The 17,253-nt window shown below is 68.5% G+C and carries 16 protein-coding genes; 13 read left to right on the top strand and 3 right to left on the bottom strand.

From position 1 onward, the window contains the following. Window positions 1-4: 4 nt before the first annotated feature. The 3 genes from EJI01_RS19395 to EJI01_RS19385 all read right to left on the bottom strand — a co-directional run bounded on the left by EJI01_RS19395 (window position 5) and on the right by EJI01_RS19385 (window position 3,121). Window positions 5-901, bottom strand: a complete 897-nt coding sequence (locus tag EJI01_RS19395; RefSeq protein ID WP_126838767.1) for a branched-chain amino acid ABC transporter permease — start codon at window positions 899-901, stop codon at window positions 5-7. Between the two features lie 128 nt (window positions 902-1,029). Then, window positions 1,030-2,340, bottom strand: coding sequence for an ABC transporter substrate-binding protein (locus EJI01_RS19390; RefSeq protein WP_126838766.1), 1,311 nt, complete (start codon window positions 2,338-2,340; stop codon window positions 1,030-1,032). A gap of 1 nt (window position 2,341) precedes the next feature. After that, on the bottom strand, window positions 2,342-3,121 hold the full coding sequence (locus EJI01_RS19385; protein WP_221885692.1) for a FadR/GntR family transcriptional regulator: 780 nt from the start codon (window positions 3,119-3,121) through the stop codon (window positions 2,342-2,344). 345 nt (window positions 3,122-3,466) lie between these two features. Here EJI01_RS19385 and EJI01_RS19380 point away from each other — a divergent pair, with 345 nt between their 5' ends. From EJI01_RS19380 to hutG, 13 genes are all read left to right on the top strand, one after another. Beyond that, complete coding sequence (locus tag EJI01_RS19380) at window positions 3,467-4,432, top strand: ABC transporter substrate-binding protein (RefSeq protein WP_126838764.1); 966 nt, start codon at window positions 3,467-3,469, stop codon at window positions 4,430-4,432. Window positions 4,433-4,447: 15 nt separating this feature from the next. Then, on the top strand, window positions 4,448-5,311 hold the full coding sequence (locus tag EJI01_RS19375) for an ABC transporter permease (protein WP_126838763.1): 864 nt from the start codon (window positions 4,448-4,450) through the stop codon (window positions 5,309-5,311). A gap of 167 nt (window positions 5,312-5,478) precedes the next feature. Beyond that, window positions 5,479-6,258, top strand: a complete 780-nt coding sequence (locus EJI01_RS19370; protein ID WP_126838762.1) for an ABC transporter ATP-binding protein — start codon at window positions 5,479-5,481, stop codon at window positions 6,256-6,258. 1 nt (window position 6,259) lies between these two features. After that, window positions 6,260-7,012, top strand: a complete 753-nt coding sequence (gene hutC, locus EJI01_RS19365; protein ID WP_126838761.1) for a histidine utilization repressor — start codon at window positions 6,260-6,262, stop codon at window positions 7,010-7,012. Between the two features lie 57 nt (window positions 7,013-7,069). Then, window positions 7,070-8,620, top strand: a complete 1,551-nt coding sequence (gene hutH, locus EJI01_RS19360) for a histidine ammonia-lyase (RefSeq protein WP_126838760.1) — start codon at window positions 7,070-7,072, stop codon at window positions 8,618-8,620. A gap of 35 nt (window positions 8,621-8,655) precedes the next feature. Beyond that, window positions 8,656-10,383, top strand: coding sequence for a urocanate hydratase (gene hutU / locus EJI01_RS19355; protein WP_126838759.1), 1,728 nt, complete (start codon window positions 8,656-8,658; stop codon window positions 10,381-10,383). 4 nt (window positions 10,384-10,387) lie between these two features. Then, window positions 10,388-11,389 (top strand): ornithine cyclodeaminase family protein, encoded by a 1,002-nt coding sequence (locus EJI01_RS19350; protein WP_126838758.1) that lies wholly within the window; start codon window positions 10,388-10,390, stop codon window positions 11,387-11,389. Between the two features lie 5 nt (window positions 11,390-11,394). Further along, complete coding sequence (locus EJI01_RS19345) at window positions 11,395-12,201, top strand: phosphate/phosphite/phosphonate ABC transporter substrate-binding protein (RefSeq protein WP_126838757.1); 807 nt, start codon at window positions 11,395-11,397, stop codon at window positions 12,199-12,201. Beyond that, entirely contained in the window at window positions 12,201-13,169 is a 969-nt protein-coding gene (locus tag EJI01_RS19340) for a Bug family tripartite tricarboxylate transporter substrate binding protein (protein ID WP_126838756.1), read from the top strand. The genes EJI01_RS19345 and EJI01_RS19340 overlap by 1 nt, the downstream gene beginning before the upstream one ends. A 10-nt stretch (window positions 13,170-13,179) precedes the next feature. Next, window positions 13,180-13,791: a HutD family protein gene (locus EJI01_RS19335; RefSeq protein WP_126838755.1), complete on the top strand. Its 612-nt coding sequence runs from the start codon at window positions 13,180-13,182 to the stop codon at window positions 13,789-13,791. Continuing rightward, the gene (gene hutI, locus EJI01_RS19330) at window positions 13,788-15,029 is read left to right on the top strand and encodes an imidazolonepropionase (RefSeq protein WP_126838754.1); all 1,242 of its coding nucleotides are present in this window, start codon (window positions 13,788-13,790) and stop codon (window positions 15,027-15,029) included. The genes EJI01_RS19335 and hutI overlap by 4 nt, the downstream gene beginning before the upstream one ends. Further along, the gene (locus EJI01_RS19325) at window positions 15,026-16,411 is read left to right on the top strand and encodes a formimidoylglutamate deiminase (RefSeq protein WP_126838753.1); all 1,386 of its coding nucleotides are present in this window, start codon (window positions 15,026-15,028) and stop codon (window positions 16,409-16,411) included. The genes hutI and EJI01_RS19325 overlap by 4 nt, the downstream gene beginning before the upstream one ends. After that, complete coding sequence (gene hutG / locus EJI01_RS19320) at window positions 16,408-17,226, top strand: N-formylglutamate deformylase (RefSeq protein ID WP_126838752.1); 819 nt, start codon at window positions 16,408-16,410, stop codon at window positions 17,224-17,226. The genes EJI01_RS19325 and hutG overlap by 4 nt, the downstream gene beginning before the upstream one ends. Window positions 17,227-17,253 lie beyond the last annotated feature (27 nt).

The raw sequence follows: 17,253 nt of genomic DNA, 5'->3' as shown, positions 1-17,253 counted from the left end.
GGCGTCAGATCTTGCGGGCCTGTGTGCGCTGGAACAGGCCCTCGGGCCGGAACATCAGCACCACGGCCATCACGATGTAGATGGAGAACAGCTCGGCCACCGGCGCCATGTGCACGGCGAAGGAGCGGGCCAACCCGACGATCAGCGCACCGACCGCCGCGCCCTCGATGCTGCCGAGGCCGCCGATGATGACTACCGCGAAGGACACGATGATCACGCCCACCGAGACGCCCGGCTGCACCGAGATCATCGGCGCCGTGAAGGCCCCGCCGAGCGCCGCCAGGAAGATGCCGGCCGTGAACGCGATCATGTAGACGCGCGACACGTTGACGCCCATGCTCGATGCCACCTCGGGGCTGTGGATCACCGCCAGCACGATCTTGCCCTGGCGCGTGCGGTTCAGGCCCCACCACACCGCGCCGCCGACCACCACCGCCAGCGCCACCAGCGCGAAGTCGTAGCCCACCCAGCTCTGGATGCCGATGTCGAGATTGCCGAACAGGCCGTAGGGCTCCGACACGTAGTACGGATTGGCGCCCCAGATCAGCTTGGTGAGGTCTTCCATGATCAGGAACATCGCGTAGGTCACGAGCACCAGCAGCACCTCGTCGCGGCCGTAGAAGAATCGCAGCAGGCCGCGCTCGGTCAGCGGTGCCAGCACCACGGCCACGGCCACCGCGGCCAGCAGCATGGCCACGAGCGAGAGCGCGGGCGCCCATTTCAGGCTGGCGCCCCAGCCCACGAAGCTGGCCGCCGCATAGGCGCCGATCGCGTAGAAGCTGCCGTGCGCGATGTTGAGGATCTTGAGCACGCCGAACACCAGCGTGAGCCCGAGGGCGACGATGAACAGCCACGACGCGTAGGTCAGGCCGTCCACAAGGATGGTGACGAGGGTATTCATTTCTTAGTCCTCGTGAGGATGGAGCTTCCTTCGCGAGCGGTCCGAGGTTGCGCCGAGGAGCGCAGCCGTACATGGGTACGGCGAGCACCGCAGGTGCAAGATCGGATCGCGCAGCAGGAAGATCCACCTCACGGGCAGCCCTTGGCGCCGGGGAAGCCGGCCTTGATCCATTCCTCCGACTTCATGTTCGCAGGCGGATTGACGCAGTCGGCCGGGAAGCGAAGGATGTCTTCCAGCACCACCATCTTCTTGGCCGCGTCATAGCGCGTCTTGCCGATCGCGGTGTCCTGCACCGCCTGGTGGCCGTCGCCCAGCGCCATGCGGATGCGGCCCGCGGGCGAGTCCCACTCCAGGCCCTTGAGCGCCGCGGCCAGCTGCTCGTGGCTGGGCTTCTTGCCGCCGTTGGCGGCCATCGCCTTCTCGACCGCCAGCTTCAGGCCCAGCAGCGACTGCGCCATGCGGTACGGGGCCTGCACCGGGTAGGTGTTGTAGGCCTTGGAGTAAAGATCCCACCACCAGTCGTTGAGCGCCGACTTCGGCGACATCAGGCCGTAGGCGCCGCGCGCGCCGAGGATCGTGCCGTCGGGCATCTTCTCGCCCAGGCCCGGCAGCACATGGTCGGCCGCCGACAGCACGACCTTCGTGCGCTTGAACAGGCCGCGCGGAGCTGCCTGCAGCACGAAGGCCTGCAGGTCGCCGCCCCACAGGCTGGAATGCGTGACGTCGGCCGGCTTGGCCATCAGCGCCGAGATCTCGGTGCCGTACTGGCCGGCGCCGAACTTCGGCAACTGGTCTTCGCCCACCTTGGCATTGGGAAACAGCTTTTCCATCGACCCGGTGAAGTCCTTCTTCGAGTCCTGGCCCCAGGCGTAGTCCTGGTTGATCATGTTGAAGCTGTCGACCTTCACGTTGCGCGCCTTGAGATAGCGCGCCAGCGCCACGTTGTCCATCGCGCCGTGCGAAGCGGTGCGGAAGACGTAGCTGAACTTGTTGTCCTCGAAGATGCGCGGCGTGCCGCAGTCGTAGAGGATCAGGAACTTCTTCATCTCCTCGGCCGCGGGCGCCACCGCGAGGCAGTCGCCGGAGCTGACGTAGCCGACCACCGCATCGACCTTCTCGCGGTCGTAGAGATTGCGCAGTTCCTGCACCTGCTTGGTGGCGCCGCCGTTCTCGTCGACGTACACCGCCTCGATCTTCATCCCGCCGAAACCGACCTTGTTGTAGGGCGCCGGCGCCGCGCCCTTGTTGAAGGCATCGACCATCACCTTGGCGCCGTTGACCGCGGGGATGCCGAAGCTTTCGGCCGCCTGGCCCGAGAGGAAGCTGACGATGCCGACCTTGAAGGTCTCCTGCGCATGGGCGCCGGCCATTCCCGTGGCCAGCGCGGCCAGCGCCGCAGCACGATGCAGATACCGCTTTACTTCGATGCGTCGGGTCATGTCATGTCTCCTGTTGATGTCTTGCCGCAGGGGGCGGCGCCGCGATCGGCGTGGCCATGTCCAGGCCGGCCATTGCGAAGCCGCGTTGAAAATCGACCATGTGCTTGTGCGTCCACTCGGCCGAGGCGTCGGCGTCGCGCCGCATCAGCGCATCGACGATGCGGTGGTGCGCGGCCCGGTTGCGGGTCTCGGCTTGCGGCAGGTGGCTGAAGATGCGCAAGAGCGTCGGGCTGTAGAGCAGCCCGACCGGCTCGCGCGCCAGCATCAGAGCGCGGTTGTGGCTGGCGCGGCCGACCAGCGCATGGAATTCGACGTCCAGCCGCACTTGGGCCGGCAGGTCGCGCGCCTTGTCGCCGGCGGCGAGGTTGTCTTTGAGCTGCTGCAGGTCCTGCGGCTCGGCGCGCAGTGCGGCCAGCCGCGCGGCCAGCGGCTCCAGCGACATGGCCAACTCCCAAAGCTCCTGAAAGGTGGTCTGCTGCAACAGCAGCAGCCGGGTGGCGCGCGGCGCCAGGTCCTGCACGCCAGGGAGGTAGACGAACAGCCGCCGTCCTTCGCGGCGTTGCAGCAGTCCTTCCTGCTCGACCTGGCGGATGGCTTCGCGCACCGTGGAGCGGTGCACGCCGAAGCGCTCGGCCAGTTCCTGCTCGGTCGGCAGCGCCGAGCCGGGCGGCAGGCTGCCGTCCAGGATGGCGCGCTCGATCGCGATCGACACCGCCTTGTAGGCGGGCTCGACGCTCAGACGCTGAAACACGCCGGTGCTTGCAGGGGCCTCGATCGCCAACTTTTCCTCCATGCGGGGACAAGGGCTGGGAGCGCGATCTTTGTCCGACAAGCGGACCGGCGAATCCTGAATAACCCGCAGAAGGACAGCTGCATCTGCCTGGTACGGGCTTTGCAGTAGGGCTCGGGTTCGCTGTTCTGCAGTCCTGTCTAGACAGCTTCCTGGTGCATGGCGATTCCGTTCGTGCACCGGGAGTGGGCGAGGGCGGGTTCCAATTCGGGCGTGTCTCGGGTTAACCTGTATATACAGGTGCAGCGCAGCGATCCACACTCGGCGCCCTGCTGAGTGCTGTCATGGGACAGCGGGGCGATCGAAGATTTTTTGAAACGCAACAGGAGAACCTTGATGGTCAAGACGGTCGGAAAAATCGCCTCGCTGCTGGCGGCGAGCGTGTGTGTCGCTGGCATGGCGGCAAGCGCCCAGGCGCAAGAAACCAAGATCGCCCTCGGCATGTCCGGCTGGACCGGCTTCGCGCCGCTCACGCTGGCCGACAAGGCCGGCATCTTCAAGAAGAACGGGCTGGACGTGGAGATCAAGATGATTCCGCAGAAGGACCGCCACCTGGCACTTGCCTCGGGTGCGATCCAGTGCGCGGCCACCACGGTCGAGACGCACGTGGCCTGGAACGCCAACGGCGTGCCCATCGTGCAGATCTTCCAGATGGACAAGTCCTATGGCGCCGACGGCCTGGCCGTGCGCAACGACGTCAAGAGCTTCGCCGACCTGAAGGGCAAGGCCATCGGCGTCAGCGCGCCGGGCACTGCGCCGTACTTCGGCCTGGCCTGGATGCTCAACAAGAACGGCATGACGATGAAGGACGTCAAGCTGGTCTCGCTCGAGCCGCAGCCGGCAGCGCAGGCTTTCGTGGCCGGCCAGAACGACGCGGCGATGACCTACGAGCCCTACCTCTCGACCGTGCGCGCCAACCCGGCGGCCGGCAAGATCCTCGCGACCACGCTCGACTACCCGATGGTGATGGACACCGTCGGCTGCGCGCCGACCTGGCTCAAGGCCAACGCCAAGGCGGCGCAGGCGCTGACCAACTCGTACTTCGAAGCCATCGAGATGATCAAGGCCGACCCCGTCAAGTCCAACGAGATCATGGGCGCGGCCGTCAAGCAGACCGGCGAGCAGTTCGCCAAGTCCTCGGCCTACCTGCGCTGGTCGGACAAGGCGGCCAACCAGAAATTCTTCGCCAGCGAGATCGTGCCCTTCATGAAGGACGCGCAGGCCATCCTGCTGGAGGCCGGCGTGATCCGCAAGGCGCCCGCGGATCTCTCGGTCACCTTCGACACCAGCTTCATCAAGTAACAGCGAGCGGCAAGCATGGACGCGACGCCCGTCATCAACGCCTCCAAGCCGGCAGTCTCTGCCGGGCCGGCCGCCATGGAGCCGGCACCGCGGCGGCGCCGCGCCCACGCGCCGCTCGAGCCGGTCAGCGCGCGTGCGCGCTGGCTGCTCGGCCTGGGCTTCTTCGTGCTCTTCGTGGCGGTCTGGGCCTTCTTCACGCTCGGCGGCTTCGTCTCGCCGACCTTCCTAGCCAGCCCGGTCACGATGCTCAAGGAAGGCGTATCGCTCTTCACCGAGTACAACTTCATCCACGACATCGGCATGACGGTGTGGCGCGTGTTCGGCGGCTTCGTGCTGGCTGCCATCGTCGCCGTGCCGCTGGGCATCGCGATGGGCACCTGGAAGAGCGTCGAAGCCTTCTTCGAGCCCTTCGTCTCCTTCTGCCGCTACCTGCCGGCCTCGGCCTTCATCCCCTTGCTGATCCTCTGGGCCGGCATCGGCGAGGCGCAGAAGCTGCTGGTCATCTTCATCGGCTCGGTGTTCCAGATCACGCTGATGGTCGCGGTGACCGTCGGCAGCGCGCGCCGCGACCTGGTCGAGGCCGCCTACACGCTGGGCGCCAACAGCCGCGGCATCGTCGCGCGGGTGCTGATCCCGGGCGCGGCACCGGGCATCGCCGAGACGCTGCGCCTGGTGCTGGGCTGGGCCTGGACCTACGTGATCGTGGCCGAACTGATCGGCTCGTCCTCCGGCATCGGCCACATGATCACCGACAGCCAGGCGCTCTTGAACACAGGGCAGATCATCTTCGGGATCATCGTCATCGGCGTGATCGGGCTCATCTCGGATTTCGCCTTCAAGGCACTCAACCGCCGCCTGTTCGCATGGAGCACGATCTGATGGCTCTCCCCCAGTCTTCGCGCACTTCGTGTCGCTACGCCAACCCCCTCCGGGGGCAACACCGGCGGCGCGGCAAAGCCGGTTCCGCGGTGTTTCACGAACGGGCTTCGCTTCGCTCGCCTCGCGGCGACCGAACAGCATGAGGCCGGCATCACCCCAAGGTTGCCATGAATCAACTTTCAATCAGAGGCGTCTCCCGCACCTTCAACGGCACCCGCGGCCAAAGCACGCAGGCCCTGCTGCCGATCGACTTCGAGGTCAAGGAAAACGACTTCGTCACCATCCTCGGCCCCTCCGGCTGCGGCAAGTCGACCCTGCTGCGCATCGTCGCCGGCCTCGACTACCCGAGCGAAGGCCGCGTGCTGCTCGACGGCCAGACCATCGAAGGCCCGGGCGCCGACCGCGGCGTGGTGTTCCAGAGCTACACGCTCTTCCCCTGGCTCACGATCGCGCAGAACATCCGCTTCGGCCTGCGCGAGCGCGGCATGAGCGAGGCCGAGCAGAAGGAGCGCAGCGACTACTTCATCGCCAAGGTCGGCCTGCGCGGCTTCGAGAACCACTTCCCCAAGCAGCTCTCGGGCGGCATGCAGCAGCGCACCGCGATCGCGCGCGCGCTCGCCAACGACCCGAAGATGCTGCTGCTCGACGAACCCTTCGGCGCGCTCGACAACCAGACCCGCGTGCTGATGCAGGAGCTGCTGCTCGGCATCTGGGAATCGGCGCAGAAGACCGTGCTCTTCGTCACCCACGACATCGACGAAGCCATCTTCATGGCCAACCGCGTGGCTGTGTTCAGCGCGCGGCCCGGCCGCATCAAGAGCGAGATCGCGGTCGACTTCCCGCATCCGCGCCACTACACGATCAAGACCTCGCCAGAGTTCATGGAGATCAAGGCGCGGCTGACCGAGGAGATCCGCGCTGAATCCATGGCCGCCGCCGAACATTGAGATGAACCACCGCAAGAGCCGTTCGCCGCAGCCTGCGCTCGCACTGTACGAGCAGGTCAAGGCCTTCATCACGCGCAAGATCCAGGACGGCTCTTGGCCGGCCGGCCACCGGCTGCCGTCGGAGAGCGAGCTGGTCGCGCAGTTCGGCGTCGCGCGCATGACGGTCAACCGCGCGCTGCGCGAACTGGTGGAGCAGGGCCGCATCGTGCGCGTGGCCGGCGTCGGCAGCTTCGTGGCCGAGGACAAGCCGCAGTCGACGCTCTTGCAGATCGCCAACATCGCGAGCGAGATCCGCGTGCGCGGCCACGACTACCGATGCGAATTCCTCGTGGCCGAGCGCATCGCGGCCTCGCCCGACGTCGCCGTGTGGCTGGACCTGCGCCCCGGCGAGTCGGTCTTCCACACCGTGTGCCTGCATCTGGAAAACGACATCCCGGTGCAGCTCGAAGACCGCCACGTCAATCCGCACGCGGTGCCGACCTTCCTCGAGCAGGATTTCTCCGCGGTCTCGCCCAGCGAGTACCTGGTGCGCAACGTGCCCTTCGACCAGATCGAGCATGTGGTCGATGCGGTGCTGCCCACGGCCGAGCAGGCCGAGCGCCTCGCGATGCCGGTGACCGACCCCTGCCTGCTGCTCACGCGCCGCACCTGGACGCGCACCGTGCCGGTGACGATGGTGCGCTGCCTGCATCCCGCGTCGCGCTACCGGCTCGGCAGCCGCTTCCGCGCCGACGGCAATCCCTCATTCGGTTGAACGGGGAAGAGCACCTCTTCGTTCTCGCACCGCACTACTTGTATAGACAGGATCCGCATGGACAACGCCTCTCTCTCCCTCCCGCCCCTGGTCCTCACGCCCGGCGAGGTCAACCTCGCCACGCTGCGCCGCATCCATGCCGGCGGCGTGCAGCTCGCACTCGATCCGTCGGCGCGCAGCGGCCTGCTCGCGTCCCAGGCCACGGTGCGCAGGATCGTCGAAGCCGGCGACACGGTGTACGGCATCAACACCGGCTTCGGCAAGCTCGCGCAGACCACCATTCCGCATGAGCGCCTGGCCGAGCTGCAGCGCAACCTTGTGCTCTCGCACAGCGCCGGCACCGGCGCGCCCTTGCCCGAGGGCGTGGTGCGGCTGGTGCTCGCGACCAAGGCCGTGAGCCTGGCGCGCGGCCACTCCGGCATCGCGCCCGAGATCGTCGATGCGCTGATCGCGCTCGGCAACGCCGGCCTCTTGCCGCGCATTCCGTCCAAGGGCTCGGTCGGCGCGTCGGGCGACCTCGCGCCGCTCGCGCACCTGGCCTGCGTGCTGATCGGCGAGGGCGAAGTCACGGCGCCCGACGGCGCGGTGATCGGCGGCGCCGAGGCGCTCTCGCGCATCGGGCTCAAGCCCTTCGTGCTCGGCCCCAAGGAGGGGCTGGCGCTGCTCAACGGCACGCAGGTGTCGACCGCGCTCGCGCTCGCCGGCCTGTTCGGCGCCGAGGACGTGTTCGCGGCCGGCCTGATGGCCGGGGCGCTCTCGCTCGAAGCGATCCAGGGCTCGATCAAGCCCTTCGATGCGCGCATCCATGCCGCACGCGGTCAGCCGGGCCAGATCGCGGTGGCGGCCGCGGTGCGCGCGCTGCTCGAGGGCAGCGAGATCATTCCCTCGCATGCCGACTGCGGCCGCGTGCAGGACCCGTATTCGGTCCGCTGCGTGCCGCAGGTGATGGGCGCCTGCCTCGACAACCTCGCGCACGCGGCGCGCGTGCTGCGCATCGAAGCCAATGCCGCATCCGACAACCCGCTGGTGTTCGACAACGGAGACGTGATCTCCGGCGGCAATTTCCACGCCGAGCCGGTCGCCTTCGCGGCCGACATCATCGCGCTGGCGATCGCCGAGATCGGCGCCATCTCCGAGCGCCGCATGGCGCTCTTGCTCGACAGCGGCCTCTCGGGCCTGCCGCCTTTCCTGGTACGCGACGGCGGCGTCAACTCCGGTTTCATGATCGCGCAGGTCACGGCCGCTTCGCTGGCGTCGGAGAACAAGTCGCTCGCGCATCCGGCCAGCGTCGACAGCCTGCCCACCTCGGCGAATCAGGAAGACCATGTGTCGATGGCCACCTTCGCCGGCCGGCGCCTGGCCGAGATGGTGGAGAACACGGCGGTGGTCGTCGGCATCGAAGCGATGGCTGCGGCGCAGGGCATCGAACTCAAGAGAGGGCCCAAGTCCTCGCCCCTGATCGAAGCCGAATTCGCCGCCATTCGCGAGCGCGTCGCCTTCATCGACCAGGACCGCTTCCTCGCGCCCGACATCGAAGCCATGCGCCAGTGGGCGCGCCGGGGCCGCTGGCCCGAAGCCCTGCAAGCCATCCTGCCCAGCCGGGCCTGAAACACCGTTCCTCGTCATCGAAAGGACACTTCGCCATGAACGCACCCGACAAATTCGTTGCAGCCCAGAAGAGCGATCCGCGCCATGACGCGAGCCGCGTGGTCCGCGCGCCGCGCGGCAGCACGCTCAGCTGCAAGAGCTGGCTCACCGAGGCGCCGTTTCGCATGTTGCAGAACAATCTCGACCCCGAAGTGGCCGAGCGCCCGCAGGACCTGGTGGTCTACGGCGGCATCGGCCGCGCCGCGCGCGACTGGGCTTCCTTCGACCAGATCCTCGCGAGCTTGAAGGAGCTCGACGACGACGAGACGCTGCTGGTGCAGTCGGGCAAGCCGGTCGGCGTGTTCAAGACGCACGAGAACGCGCCGCGCGTCCTGATAGCCAACTCGAACCTGGTGCCGAAATGGGCGACGTGGGAGCACTTCAGCGAACTCGACCGCAAGGGCCTGATGATGTACGGCCAGATGACGGCCGGCAGCTGGATTTACATCGGCAGCCAGGGCATCGTGCAAGGCACCTTCGAGACCTTCGTCGAAGCCGGCCGCCAGCACTACGACGACGACCTTTCGGGCAAGTGGATCCTCACCGCCGGCCTGGGCGGCATGGGCGGTGCGCAGCCGCTGGCCGCCACGCTCGCCGGCGCGGTCTCGCTCAACATCGAATGCCAGCAGGCCAGCATCGACTTTCGCCTGCGCACGCGCTACCTCGACAAGCAGGCCAAGGACATCGACGACGCGATCGCGCTGATCAAGCAGCACACGGCGGCCAAGGAAGCGGTGTCGATCGGCCTCCTGGGCAATGCGGCGGAAGTGCTGCCGGAGCTCGTGAAGCGCGCCAAGGCCGGCGGCATCAAGCCCGACCTGGTGACCGACCAGACCTCGGCGCACGACCTCGCGAGCGGCTACCTGCCGATCGGCTGGACGCTCGCCCAGTGGGAAGCCGCCAAGGCCGATGCGACGCAGCACCCCACCTTGCGCAAGGCCGCGGCCAAGTCCTGCGCGGTGCATGTGCAGGCGATGCTCGAGTTCCAGGCGATGGGCATTCCCACCGTCGACTACGGCAACAACATCCGCCAGGTCGCCTTCGACGAGGGCGTTGCGAACGCCTTCGACTTCCCCGGCTTCGTGCCGGCCTACATCCGGCCGCTGTTCTGCGAAGGCAAGGGCCCGTTCCGATGGGTCGCGCTCTCGGGCGACCCGGAAGACATCTACAAGACCGACGCCAAGATCAAGGAGCTGTTCCCCGAGAACACGCACACGCACCGCTGGCTCGATATGGCGCGCGAGCGCATCGCCTTCCAGGGCCTGCCGGCGCGCATCTGCTGGCTGGGCCTGGGCGAGCGCCACAAGGCGGGCCTCGCCTTCAACGAGATGGTGAAGTCGGGCGAGCTGAAGGGCCCGATCGTGATCGGCCGCGACCATCTCGACACCGGCTCGGTTGCGAGCCCGAACCGCGAGACCGAGGCGATGAAGGACGGCAGCGATGCCGTCTCCGACTGGCCGCTGCTCAACGCGCTGCTGAACACCGCGGGCGGCGCGACCTGGGTCAGCCTGCACCACGGCGGCGGCGTCGGCATGGGCTACTCGCAGCACTCCGGCGTGGTGATCGTCTGCGACGGCACCGACGCAGCGGCCAAGCGCATCGAGCGCGTGCTGTGGAACGACCCGGCCACCGGCGTGATGCGCCATGCCGATGCGGGCTACGAGCAGGCCGTCGCCACTGCGAAGAAGCACGGGTTGAACCTCCCCATGGTCAAGAAAGGCTGAAGCGATGTCCGAGATCTACCTGCACTACCTGAACCACCTCGACGTCCAGGCGCTGGCGATGACCGATGCCGAGATCGTCGCGGCGGTCGAGGAAGGCCTCGTGGCCCAGGGCCGCGGCGAGACCACCATCGAGCCGCGCATGCACCTCGTGCCCGAGAAGGACTATCCGGGCCACTTCAACGTGCTGCGCGGCTACATCCGCCCGCTCGGCGTGGCCGGCGTGAAGGTGGTGGGCGACTTCTATCGCAACTACGAGAAGGGCCTGCCCTCGGAGCTCGCGCTGCTCAATCTCTTCGACCCGAAGACCGGCGTGCCGGTGGCCATCATCGATGCCTCCGACATCACCGACATGCGCACCGGCGCGATCACCGCCATCGGCGCCAAGCACCTGGCGCGCAAGAGTTCGAAGATCCTCGGCCACATCGGCGCGCGCGGCACCTCGTACTGGAACGTGCGCTTGCTGCATTCGATCTTCAAGTTCGACGAGATCCGCGTGCACTCGCGCCGCAAGGAAAGCCGCGACGCCTTTGCCGCACGGCTCGAAAAAGACCTGCGCATGAAGATCACCGTCACCGAAGACTGGGAATCCTGCGTGCGCGGCGCCGACATCGTGGTCGAGGCCTCGCGCCTCGAGAAGCCCACGCCCATGCTCAAGACCGAGTGGATCAAGAAGGGCGCCTGCGTGATTCCCTACGGCACCATGAGCGCGGTCGAGCTGTCGCTGACCGACATCATGGACAAGATGGTGATGGACGACTGGGGCCAGGCCAAGGCCGGCCCCCTCGGGGCGCTGCGCGCGCATGTGGACAGCGGCAAGCTGTCCGAAGAGACGCTGCATGCCGAGCTCGGCCAGATCGTGGCCGGCCTCAAGCCCGGCCGCGAGAGCGAGGACGAGACCAATCTCTTCTGGCACCGCGGTCTCTCGCTGTCGGACATCGCGCTCGGCTCGGCCATGCTGGCGAAGGCGAAGACCATGGGCGTCGGGCAGCAGCTGCGCTTTCGCTGAAGCCGATGACGCCGGTCGCCAACGCGCGCATGTACTCGGCCACCGCTTCGGCGCGCGCCGACTGGAAAGAGCTGCTCGCATGGGCGCTCGCGCGCGCGGGCCTGGCCTGGGACGTGATCGACTACGACGCGCCGGCGCCGCTCTCCGCCTTGTGGGCGCGCGACGATCTGGGCCTCGCGATGATGTGCGGTCTGCCGTTTTCGCAGCGCGCGCCGCGGCCCACGCTGGTGGCCGCGCCGATCCCGTCGCCGGAGCGCTACGCGGGCCGGCCCATCTACTTCACCGACATCGTGGTGCGCGCCGAGTCGAAATACGAACGCCTCGAAGACACCTTCGGCGGCGTGGTCGGCTACACGCTGGCCGATTCGATGTCGGGCGGTGTCGCGTTTCGCAACCATCTCGCGCCATACCGTGCGGCGCGCGGCGCACGGCTGTACCGCGCGGCCATCGGCGACCTCATCCATGCACGCGGCGTCATCGAAGCCCTGGCCGCGGGCCGCATCGACGTCGGCCCGCTCGACAGCTACTACCACGACCTGCTGCGCTACAACGAACCGGCGCTGGCCCGGCAGGTGCGCATCGTCGCCAGCACCGAGGCGATGCCGATCCCGCCGCTGGTCGCGACGGCTGCGCTCTTGCCCGACGAACTCGCTCGCCTGCGCGATGCATTGCAAGCCGCAGCCAAGGTGCCGGAGCTTGCAGCCGTGACGGAGCGCTTGCTGCTTGCAGGCTTCGCCGTACCCGATCCCGCGGACTACGAAGTCCTCGCGGCGATTGCCCAACGTGCCATTCCACCTTTCGAGGAACTCTGATGATGATCAAGCGCCGTCTCGCCCTTCTCCTGCCCCTGCTGCTCGCCCCGCCTTTGGCCGCGCATGCGCAGGCCTATCCCGCCAAGCCGGTCCACCTGATCGTGCCCTTCGCGCCGGGCGGTCCGGCCGACGTGGTGGCGCGCGTGCTCGGACAGGAGCTCACCGGGATCCTGGGCCAGCCCTTCGTGATCGAGAACAAGGTCGGCGCGGCCGGCAACATCGGCGTCGACCTGATCGCCAAGGCCGCGCCGGACGGGTACACGCTGGGCATCGTGCCGGTCGGCAACATCGCGGTGAACCCGACCCTCTTTCCTTCGCTGCCCTACAAGGCCTCGGAGCTGCAGCCGGTCGCGATGCTCGCGACGGTGGAGAACGTGCTGGTCGTGAATGCCGCCGTGCCGGCGAAGTCGGTGAAGGAGCTGCTGGCGCTGGCCAAACAGAAGCCCGGCAGCTTGAGCTTCGCATCGCCCGGCGCCGGCAGCCAGGCCCACCTGGCCGGCGAGCTGATGGCGCTCGATGCCGATCTGCAGCTGATCCACGTGCCCTACAAGGGCATCGGGCCGGCGTTGAACGACGTGGTGGGCGGCCAGGTGACGATGATGTTCGGTTCGATGTCGGCGGTGCTGCCGCATGTCAAGTCCGGCAAGCTGCGCGCGCTCGGCGTCGCCAGCCTCAAGCGCTCCGCCGCCATGCCCGAGCTGCCGACCATCGCCGAGCAGGGCCTGCCCGGCTTCGAGGCCGTCTCGTGGTACGCGCTGATGGCGCCGGCCGGGACGCCCAAGACGATCGTCGATCGCCTCAACGCCGACACCGCGCGCGTGCTGGCCAAGCCCGAGATGAAGGAGAAGTTCGCCGGGCTCGGCCTGGAGCCGGGCAGCGGCAAGCCGCAGGACATCGTGGCCACCATCCAGACCGAAACCGCGCGCTGGGCCGACGTGATCAAGAAGAAGAACATCTTGCCCGAGTGAGTGCGACGGAATGAGCCTGCACGCCTTCGATACCGCCTCCTTGCCCGTCACGCCGTGGAAGAACGGCGGCGGCAGCACGCGCGAGATCGCCTGCTGGCCGCCCGGCGCAGGGCTCGGGGACTTCGAGTGGCGCCTGTCCATCGCGACCATCGCCGCGAGCGGCCCGTTCTCGGTGTTCCCTGGCATCGACCGCACGATCATGCTGCTGGCCGGCGACGGCGTGCACCTGCGCTCGGCCGAGCATGCCGTCGACCACCGTCTCGCGACGCTGCATCGTCCCTATGCATTCAGCGGCGATGTGCCGCTGGACTGCACGCTGCTCGGCGGCGCGTCGAGCGACTTCAACATCATGGTGCGCCGCGGTCGCTGGCATGCGAAGCTGCAGGTGCTCGAAAGCGCGGCGCTGCTGCACAGCGCAACGCACGGCATGCTGCTGGCGCTGCGCGGACAGTGGGAGCTCGACGGCGTGTCGACCATCGATTGCGTCGAGGGCGAAGGCCTGTGGTGGGCCGATGCGCCGCATGCGTGGCACGCCAGGCCCGACGGTGCCGATGCGCGGCTGCTGGCCGTTCGCTTCGATCCATGCCGCGACCAGACGGACAACAGGAGACCTGACAAATGACATTGCCCGCTGCCTCTCTTGCATCCGCCGACGGGCTGTGGACCGACCTGTTTCTTGCGCCCGGCGCCTTGCGCTACGCAGACCTGCCCGAGGGCACACAGGCTGCCATCGTGGTCGAGCAGGGTGTGATCCGATGGATCGGCGCCGCGGCCTCGTTGCCGGCCGAGTGCGCGGGATTGCCACGGCACGAGGGTGGCGGTGCGCTCGTCACGCCCGGCCTGGTCGATTGCCACACGCACCTGGTCTATGGCGGCCAGCGCGCCAACGAGTTCGCGATGCGGCTCGCCGGCGCCAGCTACGAGGAAGTGGCGAAGGCCGGCGGCGGCATCGTCTCGTCGGTGCTCGCCACGCGCGAGGCCGACGAAGACACGCTCTATGCACAGGCCGCGCCGCGGCTCGAACAGCTCCTGGCCGACGGCGTGTGCGCGATCGAGATCAAGTCCGGCTACGGCCTTTCGCTCGAGCACGAACGCAAGCAGCTGCGCGTGGCCCGGCGCCTGGGCGAGGCCTACGGCGTCACCGTGCGCACCACCTTCCTCGGCGCCCACGCACTGCCGCCCGAGTACGCGGGGCGCAGCGGCGACTACATCGAACTCGTCTGCAAGAAGATGATGCCGGCGCTGGCGGCCGAAGGGCTGGTCGACGCGGTCGACGTGTTCTGCGAACGCATCGCCTTCTCGCTGGCCGAGACCGAGCGCGTGTTCCAGGCCGCGCAGGCGCTCGGCCTGCCGGTCAAGCTGCACGCCGAGCAGCTCTCCGACATGGGCGGCGCGGCGCTCGCGGCGCGCTACGGCGCGCTCTCGTGCGACCACGTCGAGCATCTTTCTGCCGAGGGCATCGAAGCCATGCGCGCGGCCGGCAGCGTGGCCGTGCTGCTGCCCGGCGCCTACTACACGCTGCGCGACACCCACCTGCCGCCCGTCGAGGCGCTGCGCGCGGCCGGCGTGCCGATGGCCGTCTCCACCGACCACAACCCCGGCACCTCGCCGGCGCTGAGCCTGCTCCTGATGATGAACATGGCCTGCACGCTGTTCCGCCTGACCGTGCCCGAGGCGCTGGCCGGCGTCACGGTACATGCGGCACGCGCGCTGGGCCTGCAGGAAACGCACGGCGCGATCGCCGTCGGGGCGCCGGCCAACTTCGTGCTGTGGGATGCCCGCGACGTCGCGGAACTTGCCTATTGGTTCGGCCGGCGGGCCGCGAAGCGCATCGTGCGGCAGGGACGGATTGCCCGATGAGCCAAGCCCTTTTCGCCAACGACGCGCTGCTGCCCACCGGCTGGCACCGCAATGTGCTGCTGGGCTGGGACGAAGCGGGCCGGCTCACGCAGGTGCAGCCCGATGCCGCGATGCCGCGCGATGTGCCGGCAGTGGAAGGTCCCGTCATGCCCGGCATGCCCAACCTGCACTCGCACGCCTTCCAGCGCGCCTTCGGCGGACTCACCGAGTTCCGCGGCGCGGCGCAGGACAGCTTCTGGAGCTGGCGCACGCTGATGTACCGTTTCGCCGCGCAGATCTCGCCCGCGCAGGTCGAGGCGATCGCGACCTGGCTCTACATCGAGATGCTCGAAGCCGGCTACACCTCGGTCTGCGAGTTCCACTACCTGCACCACGACAGCGACGGCCGGCCCTACGCCGACGATGCCGAGCTTGCGCTCGCGCTGCTGCGCGCCGCCGAGCGCGCAGGCATCGGCCTCACGCTGCTGCCCGTGCTCTACCAGGCGAGCGGCTTCGGCGGCCTGCCGCCGAACGAGGGCCAGCGCCGCTTCATCCGCGCGACCGATTCGATGCTGCGCCTGCTCGAGCGCCTGCGCCCGCTGTGCCAAGCGCAGGGCGCGCGGCTCGGCTTGGCGCCGCATTCGCTGCGCGCGGTGCCGCCCGAGAGCCTGCGCGAGGCGCTCGCGGGCCTGGACGCGATCGACGCCACGGCGCCCGTCCACATCCACATCGCCGAGCAGATCGCCGAGGTGGATGCCTGCCTGGCCTGGAGCGGCCAGCGCCCGGTCGCCTGGCTGCTGGACCATGCCGAGGTCGATGCGCGCTGGTGCCTGGTGCATGCCACGCACATGGATGCGGACGAGTACCGGCGCGCGGCCGCGAGCGGCGCGGTCGCGGGCCTGTGCCCGACCACCGAGGCCAACCTGGGCGACGGCATCTTCGATTTCGGCGCCTGGCGCGCGGCCGGCGGCCGCTGGGGCGTGGGTTCCGACAGCCATGCCTGCGTCAACGCGGCAGAAGAATTAATGATGCTCGAATACAGCCAGCGGCTGGCGACCCGCCAGCGCAATGTCGGCGCCGATGCGGCCGAGCCTTCGGTGGCGAGCGCGATGACGCTGGCGGCCGTGCAGGGCGGGGCGCAGGCATCGGGCCGCGCAGTCGCCGGCCTCTCGGCCGGCCAGCAGGCCGACTTCGTGGCGCTCGACGCTCGACATCCATCGCTGGCGGGCCTGTCCGCCGCCGACATGCTCTCGGCCCATGTGTTCGCCAGCCATCGCACCAGCGCCGTCGACACCGTATGGATCGCGGGCCGGCCGTGCGTCGCGGCCGGCCGCCATCCTCTTCGCTCCGAAGCCGCGGCGGCCTTCGTCGCCGCGCGCTCTCAATTGCTCACGACACCATGACCTTCGAAACCACCGAACCCGCCTTCCGCTTCCGCCAGGGCACGCGCCCGCTGCTGATCTCGATGCCGCATGTGGGCACGCATGTGCCTGCCGCGCTGGCGGCGCGCTTCACCGACGAGGCGCGCCAGGTGCCCGATACCGACTGGCACCTCGAACGCCTCTACGACTTCGCCGACGAACTCGGGGCCTCGGTGCTGGTCGCCACCCACTCACGCTACGTGGTCGACCTCAACCGCCCGCCGGACAACCAGAATCTCTATCCGGGCCAGGACACCACCGGCCTGTGCCCGGTCGATACCTTCGACAAGACCCCGCTCTACGCCGCCGGCGATCTGCCCGGCGATGCGGAGATCGCAGCGCGCGTCGATGCGATCTGGCGTCCCTACCACCGCCAGCTGCAGGCCGAGCTCGACCGGCTAAAGGCAGTGCACGGCACCGTCGCGCTATGGGATGCCCACTCGATCCGCTCGGTGCTGCCGCGCTTCTTCGAGGGCCGGCTGCCCGACCTCAACCTCGGCACCGCGAACGGCGCGAGCTGCGATCCGGCGCTGGCCGCCACGCTGCTCGGCATCGCGACCTCGAACCCGGTCTACGCCGGCGTGCTCAACGGCCGCTTCAAGGGCGGCCACATCACGCGGCAGTACGGCAACCCGGCGGCCGGCGTGCATGCCGTGCAGCTGGAGATGACGCAGGCCAGCTACATGCAGGAGAAGCTGCCCTTCGACTACCTGCCGGATGTGGCAGCCGGCGTGCAGCCGCAGGTGCGGCGCATGATCGAGGCGGTGCTCGATTTCGCCCTGCAGAAGAACCGATAACCGCCCGCGGGCCGAGCCATGGCGCGC

Origin of the sequence: Variovorax sp. MHTC-1 (genome assembly GCF_003984645.1) — a bacterium.
Classification (GTDB): domain Bacteria; phylum Pseudomonadota; class Gammaproteobacteria; order Burkholderiales; family Burkholderiaceae_C; genus Variovorax.
This window is presented reverse-complemented; position numbering and strand designations above follow the sequence as displayed.

Excerpts from the sequence above, each read along its gene's own strand:
- EJI01_RS19395 (WP_126838767.1), bottom strand. The coding sequence starts at position 901 with ATGAATACCCTCGTCACCATCCTTGTGGACGGCCTGACCTACGCGTCG.
- EJI01_RS19390 (WP_126838766.1), bottom strand. The coding sequence starts at position 2,340 with ATGACCCGACGCATCGAAGTAAAGCGGTATCTGCATCGTGCTGCGGCG.
- EJI01_RS19380 (WP_126838764.1), top strand. The coding sequence starts at position 3,467 with ATGGTCAAGACGGTCGGAAAAATCGCCTCGCTGCTGGCGGCGAGCGTG.
- EJI01_RS19375 (WP_126838763.1), top strand. The coding sequence starts at position 4,448 with ATGGACGCGACGCCCGTCATCAACGCCTCCAAGCCGGCAGTCTCTGCC.
- EJI01_RS19370 (WP_126838762.1), top strand. The coding sequence starts at position 5,479 with ATGAATCAACTTTCAATCAGAGGCGTCTCCCGCACCTTCAACGGCACC.
- hutC (WP_126838761.1), top strand. The coding sequence starts at position 6,260 with ATGAACCACCGCAAGAGCCGTTCGCCGCAGCCTGCGCTCGCACTGTAC.
- hutH (WP_126838760.1), top strand. The coding sequence starts at position 7,070 with ATGGACAACGCCTCTCTCTCCCTCCCGCCCCTGGTCCTCACGCCCGGC.
- hutU (WP_126838759.1), top strand. The coding sequence starts at position 8,656 with ATGAACGCACCCGACAAATTCGTTGCAGCCCAGAAGAGCGATCCGCGC.
- EJI01_RS19350 (WP_126838758.1), top strand. The coding sequence starts at position 10,388 with ATGTCCGAGATCTACCTGCACTACCTGAACCACCTCGACGTCCAGGCG.
- EJI01_RS19345 (WP_126838757.1), top strand. The coding sequence starts at position 11,395 with ATGACGCCGGTCGCCAACGCGCGCATGTACTCGGCCACCGCTTCGGCG.
- EJI01_RS19340 (WP_126838756.1), top strand. The coding sequence starts at position 12,201 with ATGATGATCAAGCGCCGTCTCGCCCTTCTCCTGCCCCTGCTGCTCGCC.
- EJI01_RS19335 (WP_126838755.1), top strand. The coding sequence starts at position 13,180 with ATGAGCCTGCACGCCTTCGATACCGCCTCCTTGCCCGTCACGCCGTGG.
- hutI (WP_126838754.1), top strand. The coding sequence starts at position 13,788 with ATGACATTGCCCGCTGCCTCTCTTGCATCCGCCGACGGGCTGTGGACC.
- EJI01_RS19325 (WP_126838753.1), top strand. The coding sequence starts at position 15,026 with ATGAGCCAAGCCCTTTTCGCCAACGACGCGCTGCTGCCCACCGGCTGG.
- hutG (WP_126838752.1), top strand. The coding sequence starts at position 16,408 with ATGACCTTCGAAACCACCGAACCCGCCTTCCGCTTCCGCCAGGGCACG.